This is a genomic window from Streptomyces sp. NPDC026394 (genome assembly GCF_055567735.1).
Map to the genome: position 1 here is coordinate 270,351 of NZ_JBVHPX010000004.1, position 17,201 is coordinate 287,551.

16 protein-coding genes are annotated in these 17,201 nt (G+C 71.4%); 8 read left to right on the top strand and 8 right to left on the bottom strand.

Annotation, left to right across the window (positions count from 1 at the left end; translation table 11 throughout):
• Positions 1–37: 37 nt before the first annotated feature.
• Positions 38–772, bottom strand: coding sequence for a L,D-transpeptidase family protein (locus tag ACZ4QV_RS12565; RefSeq protein ID WP_467762869.1), 735 nt, complete (start codon positions 770–772; stop codon positions 38–40).
• A gap of 261 nt (positions 773–1,033) precedes the next feature.
• Here ACZ4QV_RS12565 and ACZ4QV_RS12570 point away from each other — a divergent pair, with 261 nt between their 5' ends.
• Together ACZ4QV_RS12570 and ACZ4QV_RS12575 are read left to right on the top strand one after the other, a co-directional pair.
• Positions 1,034–2,992, top strand: coding sequence for an ABC transporter transmembrane domain-containing protein (locus ACZ4QV_RS12570; RefSeq protein WP_467762870.1), 1,959 nt, complete (start codon positions 1,034–1,036; stop codon positions 2,990–2,992).
• Entirely contained in the window at positions 2,989–4,770 is a 1,782-nt protein-coding gene (locus tag ACZ4QV_RS12575; RefSeq protein WP_361147751.1) for an ABC transporter ATP-binding protein, read from the top strand. The genes ACZ4QV_RS12570 and ACZ4QV_RS12575 overlap by 4 nt, the downstream gene beginning before the upstream one ends.
• Positions 4,771–4,918: 148 nt before the next feature.
• Here the strand turns inward: ACZ4QV_RS12575 and ACZ4QV_RS12580 are convergent, their stop codons facing one another.
• Both ACZ4QV_RS12580 and ACZ4QV_RS12585 read right to left on the bottom strand, forming a co-directional pair.
• Positions 4,919–5,533 carry a hypothetical protein gene (locus ACZ4QV_RS12580; protein ID WP_467762871.1) on the bottom strand — a complete coding sequence of 205 codons (615 nt, stop codon included), beginning with the start codon at positions 5,531–5,533 and terminating at the stop codon, positions 4,919–4,921.
• A gap of 336 nt (positions 5,534–5,869) precedes the next feature.
• Complete coding sequence (locus ACZ4QV_RS12585; protein WP_361147757.1) at positions 5,870–6,661, bottom strand: metal-dependent hydrolase; 792 nt, start codon at positions 6,659–6,661, stop codon at positions 5,870–5,872.
• Positions 6,662–6,807: 146 nt separating this feature from the next.
• Between ACZ4QV_RS12585 and ACZ4QV_RS12590 the strand changes: the two genes are divergently transcribed.
• Positions 6,808–9,321: a DEAD/DEAH box helicase gene (locus ACZ4QV_RS12590; protein ID WP_361147759.1), complete on the top strand. Its 2,514-nt coding sequence runs from the start codon at positions 6,808–6,810 to the stop codon at positions 9,319–9,321.
• Positions 9,322–9,394: 73 nt separating this feature from the next.
• Positions 9,395–10,306, top strand: coding sequence for an acyl-CoA thioesterase (locus ACZ4QV_RS12595; protein WP_361147761.1), 912 nt, complete (start codon positions 9,395–9,397; stop codon positions 10,304–10,306).
• A gap of 35 nt (positions 10,307–10,341) precedes the next feature.
• On the opposite strand, the gene ACZ4QV_RS12600 is transcribed toward ACZ4QV_RS12595, so the two are convergent.
• Entirely contained in the window at positions 10,342–11,379 is a 1,038-nt protein-coding gene (locus ACZ4QV_RS12600; protein ID WP_467762872.1) for a DUF6397 family protein, read from the bottom strand.
• 114 nt (positions 11,380–11,493) lie between these two features.
• Positions 11,494–11,901 (bottom strand): roadblock/LC7 domain-containing protein, encoded by a 408-nt coding sequence (locus tag ACZ4QV_RS12605; RefSeq protein WP_361147765.1) that lies wholly within the window; start codon positions 11,899–11,901, stop codon positions 11,494–11,496.
• Positions 11,902–12,042: 141 nt separating this feature from the next.
• On the opposite strand from ACZ4QV_RS12605, the gene ACZ4QV_RS12610 reads away from it, so the two are divergent.
• Positions 12,043–12,471, top strand: a complete 429-nt coding sequence (locus ACZ4QV_RS12610; RefSeq protein ID WP_361147767.1) for a PPOX class F420-dependent oxidoreductase — start codon at positions 12,043–12,045, stop codon at positions 12,469–12,471.
• Between the two features lie 61 nt (positions 12,472–12,532).
• Here the strand turns inward: ACZ4QV_RS12610 and ACZ4QV_RS12615 are convergent, their stop codons facing one another.
• Positions 12,533–13,093, bottom strand: coding sequence for a GTP-binding protein (locus ACZ4QV_RS12615; RefSeq protein WP_361148754.1), 561 nt, complete (start codon positions 13,091–13,093; stop codon positions 12,533–12,535).
• A 256-nt stretch (positions 13,094–13,349) separates the two neighbouring features.
• Between ACZ4QV_RS12615 and ACZ4QV_RS12620 the strand changes: the two genes are divergently transcribed.
• Together ACZ4QV_RS12620 and ACZ4QV_RS12625 are read left to right on the top strand one after the other, a co-directional pair.
• Positions 13,350–13,595 (top strand): hypothetical protein, encoded by a 246-nt coding sequence (locus ACZ4QV_RS12620; protein WP_030023266.1) that lies wholly within the window; start codon positions 13,350–13,352, stop codon positions 13,593–13,595.
• Positions 13,596–13,702: 107 nt separating this feature from the next.
• Positions 13,703–14,371, top strand: a complete 669-nt coding sequence (locus ACZ4QV_RS12625; RefSeq protein ID WP_361147770.1) for an O-methyltransferase — start codon at positions 13,703–13,705, stop codon at positions 14,369–14,371.
• 75 nt (positions 14,372–14,446) lie between these two features.
• On the opposite strand, the gene ACZ4QV_RS12630 is transcribed toward ACZ4QV_RS12625, so the two are convergent.
• Positions 14,447–15,625 (bottom strand): NosD domain-containing protein, encoded by a 1,179-nt coding sequence (locus tag ACZ4QV_RS12630; protein ID WP_467762873.1) that lies wholly within the window; start codon positions 15,623–15,625, stop codon positions 14,447–14,449.
• Positions 15,626–15,733: 108 nt separating this feature from the next.
• Between ACZ4QV_RS12630 and ACZ4QV_RS12635 the strand changes: the two genes are divergently transcribed.
• Complete coding sequence (locus tag ACZ4QV_RS12635; RefSeq protein WP_361147774.1) at positions 15,734–16,366, top strand: class I SAM-dependent methyltransferase; 633 nt, start codon at positions 15,734–15,736, stop codon at positions 16,364–16,366.
• On the opposite strand, the gene ACZ4QV_RS12640 is transcribed toward ACZ4QV_RS12635, so the two are convergent.
• Positions 16,354–17,193, bottom strand: a complete 840-nt coding sequence (locus ACZ4QV_RS12640; RefSeq protein WP_361590091.1) for a hypothetical protein — start codon at positions 17,191–17,193, stop codon at positions 16,354–16,356. The genes ACZ4QV_RS12635 and ACZ4QV_RS12640 overlap by 13 nt on opposite strands.
• Positions 17,194–17,201 lie beyond the last annotated feature (8 nt).

The following is a 17,201-nucleotide window of genomic DNA, read 5'->3' on the forward strand; positions in this document are numbered from 1 at the left end:
ACCCGGCCGGTCCGGCCCCGGCGGCCGCCCGGCCGGCTCAGGCGGCGAGGTGCGCGGTGTCCCCCATGACCACGACGGGATGCTGGTGCGGATCGAGCGTGCGCAGCAGCGAGACCATCCCCGCCTTCGAGATGCTCACACAGCCGGACGTGCCGTCGCCGTGGTCCAGGTGGAGCCAGATGCCGCCGCCCTTCTTCTTCCCCTGCGGCCGGGTCGGGTCCAGGGGCGTGGTGCCCTTGACGCGGTTGTAGTCGATCGCGATGACGTGGTCGAAGTCGTGCCGGGTCTTCTTCTCCCAGTACGAGGGCGGGGTGAAGGCCGACGAGTGGGTGTACGGCAGCTTCGCGCCCGGGTCGGGCAGCACGCCGCCCGCGTCGGAGAGGCCGAAGACGCCGACCGGGCTGCGCAGGTCGTCCTCGTGATGATCGGTGGTCCAGCCCTTCCTGCCGTTGTGCGCGGGCCAGGTCGCGGTACGTTCCCACCCTTTCGGGGCCTTCGTGTACAGGGCCAGCGTCGCGTCGGGCGCGTCGGCGCCCTTCCCGTACACGGCCACGACCTGCCGTGTGTCCCCCGGGATGCGGGAGCGCAACGCCGCGCCCACGCCCGGGATGTCCTTCGTGGGTCCGGCGGCCTCCGCGGTGCGGCCGCCGCGGCTCTTTCCGTCGTCCTTCGCTGATCCGCCATCGGCGCCGCAACCCGCCAGCAGGACCAGTCCCATGGTGGCCAGTGTCGCCCTTCGTACCCTGCAGCACGCAGTTCGCATGGCTCCCATGGTCGCACCAGGACGGCGCGTACGGGCCGTACGACGCCGGCCCGTTGCGTGCGCCCCGCGCGGAAAACCGGTTGAACCGGAGCCCGGTGGCACGCCAGTCTTCCATGGCTCCCCCGAAGCAGCGCCCTTCTTCCTGCCCGCGCGCCCGTACGGCGCCCGGCACACCTCACCACGCCACGGGGCCGATCACCGGGCCTCCCGTTCGACACCCGGCCACGTCCGGATCCGAGACGTCGCCATCCGAACCGAACTTTGGACATCATGCACATTCGCGATCTTCCTCATGCCGATCCAGGAGTTCCGGACGTCCGCTCCGGTGGCCGGCTGCTCCGGTGGCTCTACCGCCAGCAGCTCGGCGGACAGACCAAGGCGCTGTGCTGGGGCCTGGTGCACACCGGTGGTGTGGCCTCCTTCCCCGTCCCGGTGGGCATCGCGGTGCAGGCCGTCGTGGACCGTTCCGGCTCCCGGCTGCTGCTCGCGGGCGGACTGTTGCTGCTGCTCGGGACGCTGGTCGCGGTCGGCGACGTGATGCTGCACCGAGCCGCGGTCACCAACTGGATCACGTCGGTGGCCCGCCTCCAGCAACTGCTGGCCCGCAAGACCACGGAGCTGGGGTCCACCATGACCCGGCGGGTGGCCGCCGGTGAGGTCGTCGCGGTGAGCACCGGCGACCTGGAGAAGATCGGCTGGTTCGTCGAGGCCGTCTCCCGGTTCGGCGCCGCGGCGCTCACCTCCGTCGGCGTCTGCGTGGCCCTGGTGGTCTACCAGCCCGCGCTGGGCGTGGTCGTGGCCGTCGGCGTACCCGTACTGGCCCTCGCCGTACTGCCGCTGCTGCCGCCCGCGACCCGCCGCGCCGACGAACAGCGCGACAAGGCGGGCCGGGCCACCGAACTGGCCTCCGACACCGTCGCGGGCCTGCGCGTCCTGCGCGGCATCGGCGGCGAGGAACTCTTCCTCGGCCGCTACCGGAGCGCGTCCCAGGACGTCCGCCGGGCCGCCGTGCGCAGTGCCCGCATGTGGTCCGTGATCTCCGCCGTCCAGGTCGTCCTGCCGGGTCTGCTGCTGATCGCGGTGGTCTGGTACGGGGTCGGGCTCGCGCTCGACGGCCGGATCGGGATCGGTGAACTGGTCACCGTGTACAGCGCGGTGACCTTCCTGCTCTACCCCTTGCGGCACTTCGAAGAGATCGCCATGGCCTACTCCTTCTCCAAGCCGTCGGCCAAACGCGCCGCGCGCGTCCTGGCGTTGAGCCGCCCCGCCGAAGGGCGGTTCGCCGGGACCGGAACGCTCGGCGGCGACCTGTACGACCCGGTCACCGGACTGTGCGCGCCGAGCGGGCGGCTGACCGCCGTGGTGTGCGGCGACCCGGACGCGGCGGGACGGCTCGCCGACCGGCTCGGCGGCCACCCCGCCGACGCCCCGGACGGCACCCCGTCGGTACTGCTGGGCGGCACGGCCCTGGACGACGTGCCGCGCGACGCCGCCCGTACCGCCGTTCTCGTCCAGGACAAAGACCCCATCCTGCTCTCCGGGACGCTCGGCGAGCTGCTGGACATCCCGTCCTCCGGATCCGTACGGGCCGAGGACGCGCTGGCGGCGGCGCAGTGCGGCGACGTGCTGGCCGCGCTGGCGCAGGGCTCGGCCGACGACTCCGGTGACCCGATGCGTACCCACATCACCGAGCGCGGCCGGTCGCTGTCGGGCGGGCAGCGGCAGCGGCTGGCGCTGGCCAGGTCGCTGGTCACCGACCCCGAGGTGCTGGTACTGGACGAACCCACCAGTGCCGTCGACTCGCACACCGAGGCCCGGATCGCGGACGGGCTGCGCGCGCTGCGCGCGGGCCGCACGACCGTGGTCCTGACCTCCAGCCCGCTGCTGCTGGACCGCGCCGAACGGGTGGTCTTCCTCGGCGCCGACCAGGTCGCGGGCGTCGGCACGCACCGCGAACTCCTGCACACCGTCCCGGCGTACCGGGCCGTGGTGACCCGGGAGACCGAGGAAGACGCCGGTCCGGCGGCCGAGTCCGTGGCCGCTGCGGCGGGGGCCGTGGCCACTGCGGCGGGGCGTGTGGCCGGTCCGGTGGCATCCGGCGGAGGTTTCGCCTGTACCGGCACCGATCAGACCGGCCGGACCGACCAGATCAACAAGAACAACCGGACTGACAAGACCAACAAGACCAACCAGATCGACCAGATCGACCAGATCGAGGAGAGCGCATGATCGGCTTGGCGCCACCGGAACACGATCCGGACGCCCCGCGGACGGCCACGACCCTGCCGGTCGGCTCGCCCGCGACCGTGCGCGCCTACGTGGGCGGGCTGGTCCGCCGTCACCGGCGCGCCTTCGTCCTGCTGGTGACCGTGAACGCGGTCGCCGTGGTCGCCTCGATGGTCGGCCCGTACCTGCTCGGCGGGCTGGTCGAGGACCTGGGCGCCGGGGCCCGCGACCTCCACCTGACGCACGTCATCGCCCTGTTCGTCCTCGCGCTGGCCGTCCAGACCGTGTTCGTACGCCTGGTACGGCTGCGCGGCGCGATGCTCGGCGAGGAGATGCTGGCCGACCTGCGCGAGGACTTCCTCGTACGGTCCGTGGCCCTGCCGCCGGGCGTGCTGGAACGGGCCGGGACCGGCGACCTGCTGTCCCGCATCACGACGGACATCGACCGGCTGTCCGAGGCGATGCGCGAGGCGGTGCCGCAACTGTCCATCGGCGTGGTGTGGATCGTGCTGCTGCTCGGCGGCATGACGGTCACCGCTCCGCCGCTGGCGCTGTCCGTCCTCGTCGCCCTGCCGGTCCTGCTCGTCGGCTGCCGCTGGTACTTCAAGCGGGCCCCGCACGCCTACCGCTCCGAGGCGGCCGGGTACGCCGCGGTCTCGGCGGCGCTGACCGAGTCGGTGGACGCGGGCCGCACCATCGAGGCGCACCGGCTCGGCGAACGGCGCATCGAGCTGTCCGAACGCCGGGTCCGCGAATGGACCCAGTGGGAGCGCTACACCCTCTACCTCCGCTCGGTGCTCTTCCCTGTCGTCAACGTCACGCACGTACTGATCCTGGCCGCGGTGCTGCTGCTCGGCGGCCTGTTCGTGCTGCGCGGCTGGATCACACCCGGCCAGTTGACGACGGGGGCGCTGCTCGCGCAGATGATGAGTGAGCCCGTGTCGATGATCCTGCGCTGGTACGACGAGCTCCAGGTCGCCCAGGTCTCCATCGCGCGGCTGGTGGGCGTGCGGGAGATCGAACCGGACGCCGCCGACGAGCGGACGGAACCGTCGGGGCGGGACGTACGGGTCGACGACGTACGGTTCGGCTACCGCGCCGGTGTCGACGTCCTGCACGAGGTCTCCCTGCGGGTCCGGCCGGGGACGCGGGTGGCGCTGGTCGGGCCGTCCGGCGCGGGCAAGTCGACCCTCGGGCGGCTGCTCGCCGGGATCTACGCCCCGCGCACCGGCGAGATCACACTCGGCGGCGCCGAGCTGTCCCGGATGCCGGCGGAACGGGTCCGCGCGCACGTCGCGCTGGTCAACCAGGAGCACCACGTCTTCGTGGGCTCGCTGCGCGACAACCTGCTGCTGGCCCGTACGGAGGCCGAGGACGCCGAACTGTGGGCCGCGCTCGGCGCGGTCGACGCGGACGACTGGGCGCGGGCCCTGAAGGCGGGCCTGGACACCGAGGTCGGCTCGGGCGGCCACACCCTGACACCGGCCCAGGCCCAGCAGATCGCACTGGCCCGGCTGGTGCTCGCCGACCCGCACACCCTCGTCCTCGACGAGGCGACCTCGCTGCTGGACCCGCGCGCGGCCCGGCATCTGGAACGCTCTCTGGGCCGGGTCCTGGACGGCCGTACGGTCGTCGCGATCGCGCACCGGCTGCACACCGCGCACGACGCGGACGTGATCGCGGTGGTCGAGGAGGGCCGGATCAGCGAACTCGGCAGCCACGACGACCTGGTCGCGGCGGACGGGGCGTATGCGGCGCTGTGGCGGTCCTGGCACGGGTAGGACGGATAGAGGCCGGGGGCCGGCAGGGCCGGGACCGGGCGGCTGGGCGGCTGAGTGGCTGAGTGGCTGGGCTGAGCGGAAGGTCGGGGTGCGGCCCGGTGAGGCTGCCGGTGGGCCGCGCCACCGGCAGCTCTGGGATGCGACGCCGCTACCGGGAGCCGAGAGCGCCCGTGGTGCTGCGGATCAGGTCGACGGTGGCCTCACCGGAGAAGAGCTGCTCACCCGGCCGCACCGGCGAGGTGCCGAAGGCTTCGGTGAAGACGTCGGCGCCGGAGCGGGTCAGTTTCATGGCGACATCGGTCGCCTTGATCTGTGTCACACCGACTCGGAAGTGCTCCGGGGTCACCGTGTAGTCCAGCAGGTCGATGGGGCGGGCCCGGCCGCGGCCGACGGTCGCTTCGGCGGAGGTACGGGTCCGGCCCGGATGACTGTAGAGATCCGACAGCGTCAGGCTCTGCCGTCGGCCCTCGAAGATGATCGATCCGTCCATGGCGGCCCCACCCTTGGCCAGGTCCAAGGAGACGGCTCCCCGGGTGACAGGCAGGTCCACGCAGGTACGGTCCCGGCCGGTGAGCCGGGCCGGTCCCCCGGCCCGCAGAGCGATCCCGGCCTCGGTGAGCCGGTGGGCGGCGGGAGCCGTCAGACACATACGGCTGCCTCCCTTCACCGGCACGGTCAGGCCTTCGGCATGGGCGGGCGGCAGGGCCGCTGCCACCACCGCGATGAGCGCGACGGCGGACAGGGCGATCTTGATCCTCGGCATGGCGGCCCCTCCGGGAGATCACGGCCCGGGCCGCCGCCGTACTTCCCCTCCCGGGAGCGACAGCGAACCGGCACACCGGGCCTGTCCTTGCGGAAAGGTCAACGATCAAGAGCCGGGTACGACACCGGCGGGTGGCGCCGGACTGCCGGGCCGACGGGCTGTCGGACAGCCGGACTGCCGGGCCGCCGGACTGTTGGACAGCCGGGCCGACGGGCCGACGGGCCGACGGGCCGACGGGCCGACGGGCCGACGGGAGGAGGCGACGCCGCCTGCTGTGCCATCCGCCCCCACCCCACCAAGTCTGTCCCCACCCCGCCCGTCAAGCCCCGCCGCCCGTCAGATGTAGCCCAGTGCTCCCAGCGCGCCGATGCCGCCCAGCAGCATGAACGCGGGCATCAGCACCTTCAGCTCCACCCAGCTTCCGGCGCGGAACCGCATGGCCTTCGGCGGGCCGAGGGGGTACCAGCGCTTGCGGCCTATCGGTATGGGCCACAGGATCGGGCAGCCGGAGACGGTCAGCGCGTCACCGATGTCGTGGACCAGCGCGCCGAGCACGATCGGCAGACCCAGCCACAGATACTCCTGGCCGGGCTCGGTGAACAGCCAGCCCGCTCCGTTGCCCGGCTGGTCCAGGACTCCGGCGAGGATCCAGGCCGTCGCGGCGCCCAGCAGCCACACCAGGACGTCGCTGGAGACCCGCGCCGCCCGCCACAGCAGGCCTTCGATGGCCAGCACCATGTGGACGAAGAGGATGCCGAGCACCGCCCAGCGGCCGCCCTGGACCGCCAGGAGGGACATCCCGCCGCCGACCAGGACCGCCCACAGCCACGTATGGGTGAGGGTGCGGTGCCCGCCGTTGCGGTGCGAGTCGCCGCGCATCTTCGTGGCCTTGTAGACCGCGTGCGAGATGGTGTCGACGACGTCGCACACCGCCCGCGAGAGCGGTCCGAAGGCACGGGAGATCGTGGCCGACTTGTGGTCCAGGTCGGGGGCGAGTGCCGCGCCGGCGCTGATCAGTGCGCCGACGACGAGCACCGGCCAGGGCATCGGATACCCCGCGGCCGCCGTCGCCGCACCCACCCCCAGCCAGGCCGCGGCGCCGGACAGCGAGTGCGCCGGTCCCATCATGGTCGTTCCCCATCCCGGATCGATCTGGTCGCCTTGCTCGGATCCCGGGTTTCTGACGCCGGGTCGGCGACACAGCGTAGCGTCAGATGATCTAGGTCTGACCCGCCGGTTGTCCGATCCGGACCACGGGAAGGCAGTATGGGGGCGTGACCCTCATCGATCATCTCCCGAACGACGCCGACCCCGATGCCCTCTTCGAAGCCTTTTCGAGCTGGGCCGAACAGCAGGGCATCGCGCTCTACCCTGCCCAGGAGGAGGCGCTGATCGAAGTGGTCTCGGGGGCGAACGTCGTGGTGTCCACCCCCACCGGCTCGGGGAAGAGCCTGGTCGCGGCGGGCGCCCACTTCAGCGCGCTGGCCCGGGACGAGGTGACCTTCTACACCGCGCCGATCAAGGCACTGGTGTCGGAGAAGTTCTTCGACCTGTGCAAGCTCTTCGGCACCGAGAACGTCGGGATGCTCACCGGCGACGCCTCCGTCAACGCGGACGCTCCCGTCATCTGCTGCACCGCCGAGGTGCTCGCCTCCATAGCGCTGCGGGACGGCAAGAACGCCGACGTCGGCCAGGTCGTCATGGACGAGTTCCACTTCTACGCCGAGCCGGACCGCGGCTGGGCCTGGCAGATCCCGCTGCTGGAACTGCCGCAGGCACAGTTCGTGCTGATGTCGGCGACGCTCGGCGACATGTCGCGGTTCGAGGAGGACCTGACCCGGCGCACCGGCAGGCCGACGGCGGTCGTGCGCTCCGCGACCCGGCCGGTGCCGCTGTCGTACGAATACCGGGCGACCCCGATGACGGAGACCCTGACCGAACTGCTGGAGACGCGGCAGGCCCCCGTCTACATCGTGCACTTCACGCAGGCCGCGGCGGTGGAGCGGGCGCAGGCGCTGATGAGCATCAACATGTGTACCCGCGCCGAGAAGGACGAGATCGCGGCGCTCATCGGCAACTTCCGCTTCACGACCAAGTTCGGACGCAATCTGTCCCGTTATGTCCGGCACGGAATCGGTGTGCACCACGCCGGCATGCTGCCCAAGTACCGCCGCCTGGTCGAGAAGCTCGCCCAGGCGGGCCTGCTGAAGGTCATCTGCGGTACGGACACCCTCGGCGTCGGCGTCAACGTCCCTATCCGAACCGTGCTGTTCACCGCGCTGACCAAGTACGACGGCACGCGCGTGCGCACCCTGCGGGCCCGGGAGTTCCACCAGATCGCGGGCCGCGCGGGACGGGCCGGTTTCGACACCGCCGGCTTCGTCGTCGCCCAGGCGCCCGAGCACGTCGTGGAGAACGAGAAGGCGCTCGCCAAGGCCGGTGACGATCCCAAGAAGCGCCGCAAGGTCGTCCGCAAGAAGGCGCCGGAAGGCTTCGTCAACTGGGGCCAGAACACCTTCGAGAAGCTGATCGCCTCCGAGCCGGAGCCGCTGACCTCCCGCTTCCGGGTCACCCACGCCATGCTGCTGTCCGTGATCGCACGGCCCGGCAACGCCTTCGAGGCGATGCGCAAGCTGCTGGAGGACAACCACGAGCCGCGCCGCAACCAGCTGCGGCACATCCGCCGTGCCATCGCCATCTACCGCTCGCTGCTGGACGGCGGCATCGTCGAGCGCCTCGCCGAGCCGGACGCGGAGGGGCGGATCGTCCGCCTGACCGTCGACCTCCAGCAGGACTTCGCGCTCAACCAGCCGCTGTCCACCTTCGCGCTGGCGGCGTTCGACCTGCTGGACCCGGAGTCGCCCTCCTACGCGCTGGACATGGTCTCGGTCGTGGAGTCCACCCTGGACGATCCGCGGCAGATCCTCGCGGCCCAGCAGAACAAGGCCAAGGGCGAGGCGGTGGCCCAGATGAAGGCCGACGGCGTCGAGTACGAGGACCGCATGGAGCGCCTCATGGACGTCGAGTACCCCAAGCCGCTGGAGGAGCTGCTCTCGCACGCGTACAACCTCTACCGCAAGAGCCACCCGTGGGTCGGCGACCACCCGCTGTCGCCGAAGTCGGTCATCCGCGACATGTACGAGCGGGCGATGACCTTCACCGAGTTCACCTCGTTCTACGAGCTCGCCCGCACCGAGGGCATCGTGCTGCGCTACCTGGCGAGCGCGTACAAGGCGCTCGACCACACCGTGCCGGACGACCTGAAGTCCGAGGACTTCGAGGACATCATCGCCTGGTTGGGCGAGATGGTCCGCCAGGTGGACTCCAGCCTGCTGGACGAGTGGGAGCAGCTGGCCAATCCGGAGGAGGAGACGGCCGAGGAGGCCGCCGAGCGCGCGGACCAGGTCAAGCCGGTCACCGCGAACGCGCGGGCGTTCCGGGTGCTGGTGCGCAACGCCCTGTTCCGGCGGGTCGAGCTGGCGGCGCTGGACAAGGTCGAGGAGCTCGGCGAGATGGACGCGGAGTCCGGCTGGGACGCGGACGCCTGGGGCGAGGCGATGGACGCGTACTGGGACGAGTACGACGAGCTGGGCACCGGTCCGGATGCGCGCGGGCCCAAGCTGTTGCAGATTCAGGAGGAACCCGAGCACGGGCTGTGGAAGGTACGGCAGACTTTCGCCGACCCCAACGGCGATCACGACTGGGGCATCTCCGCCGAGGTGGACCTGACGGCCTCCGACGAGGAGGGGCGCGCGGTCGTGCGCCTCACCGCCGTGGGCCAGCTGTGACCGGTCGGTGCGCCCCGCACGGGGCGCACCGCTCAGCAAGGGCGTCGACACATCCGACGGAGGACGTACGGCCATGACCAATCCCGCCGAGCGCCTGGTGGATCTGCTGGACCTGGAGCAGATCGAGGTGAACATCTTCCGCGGGCGCAGCCCGCAGGAAAGCCTCCAGCGCGTCTTCGGCGGGCAGGTGGCCGGACAGGCGCTGGTCGCGGCCGGGCGGACCACCGAGGGCGACCGGCCGGTGCACTCGCTGCACGCGTACTTCCTGCGCCCGGGACGGCCGGGTGTGCCGATCGTGTACCAGGTGGAGCGGGTACGGGACGGCCGCTCCTTCACCACGCGCCGCGTGGTCGCCGTCCAGCAGGGACGTACGATCTTCAACCTGACCGCCTCCTTCCATCAGCCCGAACCGGGCTTCGAACATCAACTGCCGATGCGCCGCGTGGTACCCGCTCCCGAGGAGCTGCCGACCGTCGCGGACGAGGTGCGCGAGCACCTGGGCGGGCTGCCCGAGGCGCTGGAGCGGATGGCCCGCCGCCAGCCCTTCGACATCCGCTACGTCGACCGGCTCCGCTGGAAGCCGGAGGAGATCGAGGGCGCGGAGCCGCGCAGCGCGGTCTGGATGCGCGCGGTCGGGCCGCTGGGCGAGGACCCGCTGGTCCACACCTGCGCGCTGACCTACGCCAGTGACATGACGCTGCTGGACGCCGTCCGCATCCCGATCGAGCCGCTCTGGGGCCCGCGCGGCTTCGACATGGCCTCCCTCGACCACGCGATGTGGTTCCACCGCCCCTTCCGCGCGGACGAGTGGTTCCTCTACGACCAGGAGTCCCCCATCGCCACCGGCGGCCGTGGCCTGGCCCGCGGCCGCATCTACGACCGCGCGGGCAACCTCCTCGTCTCCGTCGTCCAGGAAGGGCTCCTGCGCCCCCACACCAAGCACCACAGCCTGGAACGGCCGTACGCGGAGGGGACGGAGGCGTAGACGGTTCCGGCCGCCTCCAGATCATGGCGCACAGGTCAGGTCTCGCAAGGGGCCGGCCTCGGGGCGCGCGCCAGGACGGGTGGGCGGAGCGGCGGCAGGGAGGGGATGGGGACCGTGGCGGTCGCGGGGGCTGTCGCGGTCGCAGGGCTCATGGGGGCCGCGGGGGCCGCCGGAATGCGGAAGGGGGCGTCCTCCGATCCGGTCGGTGAGGTGCCGCCTGGTCGGGTGGGGTGGCGTAGGCGGTCGGCCGCCGGTTGCCGGTAGCGGGCACGGTCGAGGGAGCGGGAGAGGTTGACGCGGTACCAGAGCACCTCGTCGAACTCTTCCGCCGTCGTCACCCGCTCGACCGCCTCCCTGGCCGCCGGGCCTGCCCCCGGCAGGGCCAAGGACGGGCGCAGGCGTCGTAGCACGGAACGTTCCCGTGGGTCTTCGACGACCGAGGCCAGTTCCTCCGGTGGCAGCACCGCTGCGATCACCGCCGCCGATTCCCAGCCGTCCGCCGCCTCGCCCATCAGCCGGGCGACCTGGCGGCTGCGCCACTTCCGGCCGCGCCAGTCCTGTCCGCCGTCGAGCACGACCCGGAGCACCGCGGGGAGGTCGCCCCGCAGCAGCTCCGGCTCGCGGTCGGCACATGCCGTCAGCTCCGTCGCGAGATAGAGCCAGACCACGGCGCCGTAGCGGTTCACGTAGAAGCGGACCGGGGCGAAGCAGCCGGCGCGGGCCAGCCGCAGGAAGCGGCCCGCGCCGACGCCCAGGAGTTCGGCGGCCTCGGCCGCGCCGACCGTCCGAAGGCGCTCACGCAGCGTGCCGGGGAAGCCCTCTTCGGCGCGCAGCCGCCGTACCTCCTCCGCCGGCACCCGGCGTCGCCTCCACGGGCCGCCCGGACCGGGCCGCGCTTCGGGATCCGGCGGCAGCGTCAGGATTTCCCCCAACTGGGCCGCCAGGTCGAACTCGCCGCTCCGCAGGCCCAGTTCGCGAGCCGCCCGCCCTGGCGTGAGCAGCTCTCCCGCGATGGGCGACTCCTCCGCCGTGAGCGTCGCCGGCGCTTGCCGCCCGTCGCACATCACCGTCATGTCGCACTCCCCCGTCATCGTTCGCGTCGCGGGATCCGAGGCGGATCCCCGCCGGTTCGTTACCGACAGTGACGACGATAGCGGTGGGGTGCGACAGTCGGTCAACCCCCGGCTTCAGCGCTGTGGAAAACTTTCCGGCTGCCGGGCCGCAACCCCCAGGTGTTCCCCCACACGGTTGACCAACAGCGCCATTTCGTAGGCGATTTGTCCCATGTCGGCCTCGGGCCCCGCCAGTACGCACAGGCAGCTGCCGTCCCCCGCCGCTGTCACGAACAGCACGCCGTCGTCGAACTCGACCATCGTCTGCCGCACCCGCCCGGCCTCGAAGTGCCGCCCGGAGCCCTTGGCAAGGCTGTGCAGCCCCGACGCGACCGCCGCCAGGTGCTCGGCGTCCTCCCGCGCCAGCCGCTCGCTCGCGCTCGTGACGAGTCCGTCGTTGGACAGCACCAGGGCGTGCCGCACCTGGTCGATCCGTTCGGTCAGGTCGTCCAGCAGCCAGTCGAGTCCGCTGCTCAGTGCCATGCCGCTTCCTCCCCGTGTCCCCGTGGGCAATTGCCGTGCAAGCCTGAACCACCTGCGCCGTCCGGGCAAGCGACCGGGCCGGACCGGCGTGCTCGGTGCGGCCGTGCGGCCCGTTAGCGCCGTATGGCGCAGGATGGCGGTATGGCACGCAAAATGAGCAAGGACGAGTGGCAGAGCTTCCTGTCCGAGGGCACCCGCACCGGAAAACTGTCGACCGTACGGGCCGACGGCAGTCCGCACATCGCGCCCGTGTGGTTCCTGCTGGACGGCGACGACCTCGTCTTCAACACCGGCGCCGACACGGTCAAGGGGCGCAACCTCGCCCGGGACGGCCGTGTCGCGCTCTGTGTGGACGACGACCGCCCGCCGTTCAGCTTCGCGATCGTGGAGGGGACGGCCGAGACCAGCGACGAACTCTCCGAGGTGCGGGCCTGGGCCACCCGTATCGCGGCCCGCTACATGGGCGAGGACCGGGCCGAGGAGTACGGGGCACGCAACGGCGTGCCCGGGGAACTGCTCGTACGGGTCCGGATCAGCAAGGTCGTCGCGGTCGCCGACCTCGCCGGCTGATGTCGCCGGGCCGTACCCGGGCGACACGGCCAGCCGGAGCATGACCGCCGTGGGCGCGCGCTCACCTCACCGAGTCGAGCAGCCGGGCGGTGTGCACCCGACCGGCGTGCTCGACCAGCCGTATCAGCACTTCCTTCCCCGAGTCGCGGTCCCGCGCGTCGCACAGCACCACCGGAGTGCCCCGGTCCAGGTCGAGTGCCCGCGCCACTTCGCCCGCCCCGTAAGCGCGCGCTTCGGCGAAGCAGTTGACGGCCACCAGGAAGGGAATCCCGCGGTTCTCGAAGTAGTCCACGGCGGGAAAACAGTCCTCCAGCCTCCGGGTGTCGGCCAGCACGACGGCGCCCAGCGCGCCCTGCGCCAGGTCGTCCCACAGGAACCAGAACCGGTCCTGCCCCGGCGTGCCGAAGAGGTACAGCGACAGGCCGGCCCGGATGGTGATGCGGCCGAAGTCCATCGCCACGGTGGTCGTGGGCTTGCGCACCACGTCCCGGGCATCGTCCAGCGCCGCGCCCGCCTCGCTGAGCTGTTCCTCCGTACGGAGCGGCCGGATCTCGCTCACGGCGCCGACCAGGGTCGTCTTGCCGACCCCGAAGCCGCCCGCCACCAGGATCTTCAGAGCCATCGGACTGTCGTCAGCGCTGTCGTCCGGGGTGTTCGCGGGCCCGGCAGCAGGCGCTTCAGGTACGTCGTGGGATTCGTCGTGCGCCTCGAAAACCATGGCGAGGACCGTACTCCTTGCGCTACGCAGCGTGGCACGGAGTTGACAAGTTCGTACGCTTCGGGAGAAAGCCCCGGCCACGGTCCGGCCGGGCGCCACCAACGGGGAGCCCGCGCCGCAGACCGGCCGACGCGCCGGCGGGACGCGAGAAAGAAGGCTGATGATGTCCACCCATGAGGCCACCGGTACCGGCGCGGACATCGCGGCCGTTCCCGCCGCGGGCGACAACGAGGCCGGTCCCTGGCACAACGTCTGCCGCATCTGCCATCCGCGGGAGTCGCCCGTACGGCCGCTGGTCGCCATCTGCGGTGAGCCGCTGCTCGGCATCCGGGCGGCCCGCGACGCGCCACGGTGCGAACTGTGCGACCACCTCACGCCACTGCACGAGCGGGGCCATCGGACCTGAGAGGTGAGCCGGAGCGGTAACGGTTCCGGTCCGCCGATCACGCGAACAGACGCACCCGCCCCTGGTAGTTTGATTAGCAGACCTAACTAGGCAGGCGAAGGGACCAGATGTCTCAGCAGCAGTGGAACACGGTCGACGACTACTTCAGCTCCTTGCTCGCCCCGGACGACGAAGCGCTGCACGCCGCGTTGCGCGACAGCGAAGCGGCCGGCCTCCCCCACATCAGCGTCACTCCCACGCAGGGCAAACTGCTCCACCTCCTTGCCCTGACACAGGGTGCCCGACGGATCCTGGAGATCGGCACGCTCGGCGGCTACAGCACCATCTGGCTCGGCCGCGCCCTGCCCGCCGACGGCCGTCTGATATCTCTGGAGGCGAACCCCGCGCACGCCGCGGTGGCCCGCGCGAACCTCGCGCGCGCCGGGCTCACGGAGCGCACCGAGGTGCGCGTCGCTCCGGCGCTCGACAGCCTCGCGCAGCTCGTCACCGAACGCGCCGAACCGTTCGACCTGGTCTTCATCGACGCGGACAAGCCGAACAATCCGTACTACCTGGAGCGGGTCCTCGAACTCACCCGCCCCGGCAGCCTGATCATCGGTGACAATGTCGTCCGGGGCGGGGACATCGCCGACGCCGACAGTACGGACCCCTCGATCCGCGGCCTCCGCCGGTTCCTGGAACTCATCGCGCAGAACCCGAAGCTGACCGCCACCGCGGTGCAGACCGTGGGCAGCAAGGGGTACGACGGTTTCTCGCTGGCCCGGGTGAACGGCTGATCAACTGCCGCGGTGACCACCTGACGGCGTCAGCCGTGCGCACGGCGCGCCGCGACGCACCACAGCACACCGCGCTCACCGGAGGCTGATCCTGTTCCCGGCGGAGACTTCGGCGCCGACCACGCCCGAACCGGCGTAGCGGACATTGTTTCCCGTGGCAGTCCCGCCGGAACAGGAGGTGAACAGTATCGCGGTGCCGTCGCCGCCCTGGCTGTATTTGACGACGTTTCCGGTGACCACTCCCTCGTGGACGTACTGCAGCGCTATGCCGTTCGAACTGGCCCAGTCACGGATGATGTTCCCCGTCACGACGACGTTCTCCATCGGCGTGTCCGACATTCCGTACACGCCGATGGTGGCGTAACGCGCGCCCTGGCCGGGCTGTTTCTCCAGTCCCATGTGCGTCAGGACATTGTGCGCGATGATGATGTCCTCGGTCTGCGACCAGAACCACGACCGGTACTGCGCGGCGGGATCCACCTGTACCTGAATTCCGCTGTTGCAGTCCTCGATGATGTTGTTCGCGATGACCGCGTGGCGCCAGTTGTGCGCGCGTACGGCGTAGTTCTTGGCGTTGGTGATCCTGTTGTTCACCACCCGCAGACCGTCGTGGAACCGGCCGGGGAAGGTGGCCGTGTGCGTGCCCACCAGGGCTCCGTATCCGTCGGCCGAGCAGCCGTCCACGACGATGCCGCTGCTGTGCGTACCGTCCGGCGCCTCCTGGACCTCGATCGCCTCGGAGAAGAACCGGGTCGGTGTGGTGGCCTTGAAACGCCGGAAGACGCAGTTGCGCGCCGTGCCGTTGCGGACGCCGTGGAACTCGATCGCGTGCCAGTCCGGAATGTTCTCGACCACCAGGTCCGCGTACAGGATGTTTTCCGCGGAGCAGAAGGCGAACATGTCCAGCGGTCGCGGATTGCCCGCGCCACCGTCCCACAGGCCGCCGTGGATGCTGATGTTGGAGGCGCCGTTGTAGCCGTCGTGGGAGAAACCGCCGCCCCAGAGCGTGTCGATGGTGGAGGTGTCGCTGCGGAAAATGTGGGCGCCGTGTGCGATCACGGTCAGGTTCCCCGAATCCGGTACCACCGTTCCCGTGCTGTGCATCCGGTAACGCCCGGGGGGAATCACCAGCGTTCCGCCGCCGGCGTCACACATGGTGGTCACCGCGTGCTGCAGGAGAGCCGCCGCGTCGATGAGGCCCTGCGGATCGGCACCGAAATGGTCGACGAAATTCCACTTCCCCGTGTCCGTCATGCCTGCATGATTACGCCGGGCGGCCGGGAAGGTAAGACATCGAAGGGAAACAGTTGCGGCACCAACCACCGCGTACCCCGGACGATCAGCGGCATCTAGAGTTGCCGTATGGACGACGACGCCGCCAAAGCTCCCGAGGACACCGTTCAGACGCATGACGTGCGGGAGTTCTTCGGCTCCCGGGCGCACGACTGGGACGCGCGGTTCCCCGACGACGGTCCGGCCTACCAGGCGGGTGTCGCGGCGATGGAGCTGCGCGCGGGCGACCGGGTGCTGGACGCGGGCTGCGGTACGGGGCGGGCGCTGCCAGCCCTGCGGGCCGCCGTCGGGGCGGACGGTACGGTGCTGGGCGCCGATCTGACTCCCGAGATGCTCGCGGCGGCCGTACGGGCCGGACGTGCGCGCCTGGCGCCCCTGCTGCTCGCCGACGTGCAGCGGCTCCCGCTGCCGGACGCCGCACTCGACGCGGTCTTCGCCGCCGGGCTGCTGTCCCATCTGGCCGACCCCGGGACGGGTCTCGCGGAACTCGCCAGGGTCGTACGGCCCGGAGGCCGGCTCGCCCTGTTCCACCCGGTCGGGCGGGCGGCGCTGGCGGCGCGGAAGGGGCGCCCGCTCACGCCGGGCGACGTACGGGCCGAGCCCAACCTGCGGCCGCTGCTCGCCCGTTCCGGCTGGGACCTGGCGCGGTACGTGGACGAGGACGCCCGCTTCCTGGCGCTGGCCGTGCGTCAGGGGGCCTGAGACGCCTCCAGGGCCCGGGGCCAGGCGTCCGGGGCGCGGTAGTGGTTCCGGTGGCCGGCCGTGAGGACGGCGCGCAGCGGAGCCAGGTGCTCGGTGACGGCAGACAGGTGCAACTGGCCCAGGAGGGCGAGTGCGGCGCGGGGTTCGAGATCGCCGTACAGGTCGTGGTAGCTGCCGAGGAGGCCGCGGAACAGCGCGGGGTGGAGTTGCGGGACCGTCGCGGCGGTACGGTACGCGGCGTGCTTCACCCGCCAGGGCACGGGCCCCGAGACGCCGAGGACCCTGGTGGCGCGACGGAGCAGGGCGTCCCGCTCCGTACCGTTCGGCATCGTGCGAACCGGCCCGGTGAGGTGCGACGTCGTGAGGCCCGGCGCCTCTACGGTGCCGTCACCCGGTGCGTCCATGCCCTCCACATCGTTGCCCAGCACCTCGGCGAACGCCTCCTCCGCGGTGGCCCGGTCCTCGAACCAGTCCACCCAGAGTGAGGAGAGAAGGGCGGCCGGCTCTTCAGGGGCTTCCAGCCGCCGACGACAGGCGTCCCAGAAGAGGTCCGCCCGCAGCGGGTGCCGCTCGTCGCGTACGGCGAGGCGGAGTTCGCACGTGACCCAGTAATCGCCCAGCAGGTCCAGGAGGCCGAACGCGAGCCGCAGACGGGCGGACGTGGCCAGGCCGCTGTCGGACAGCACCTCGTCCGTCCACGCGTGCGCCACCTGTGTCGGTGTCAGCACCGCGCCCGGCGACCGCCGGTCGCGCCACGCGTCCGCCGTCCGGGTGACACCGCGCTCGGCCAGCCACTGCTGGGCGTACTCGCGGTCTTCCTCGGTCACCGCTCAAG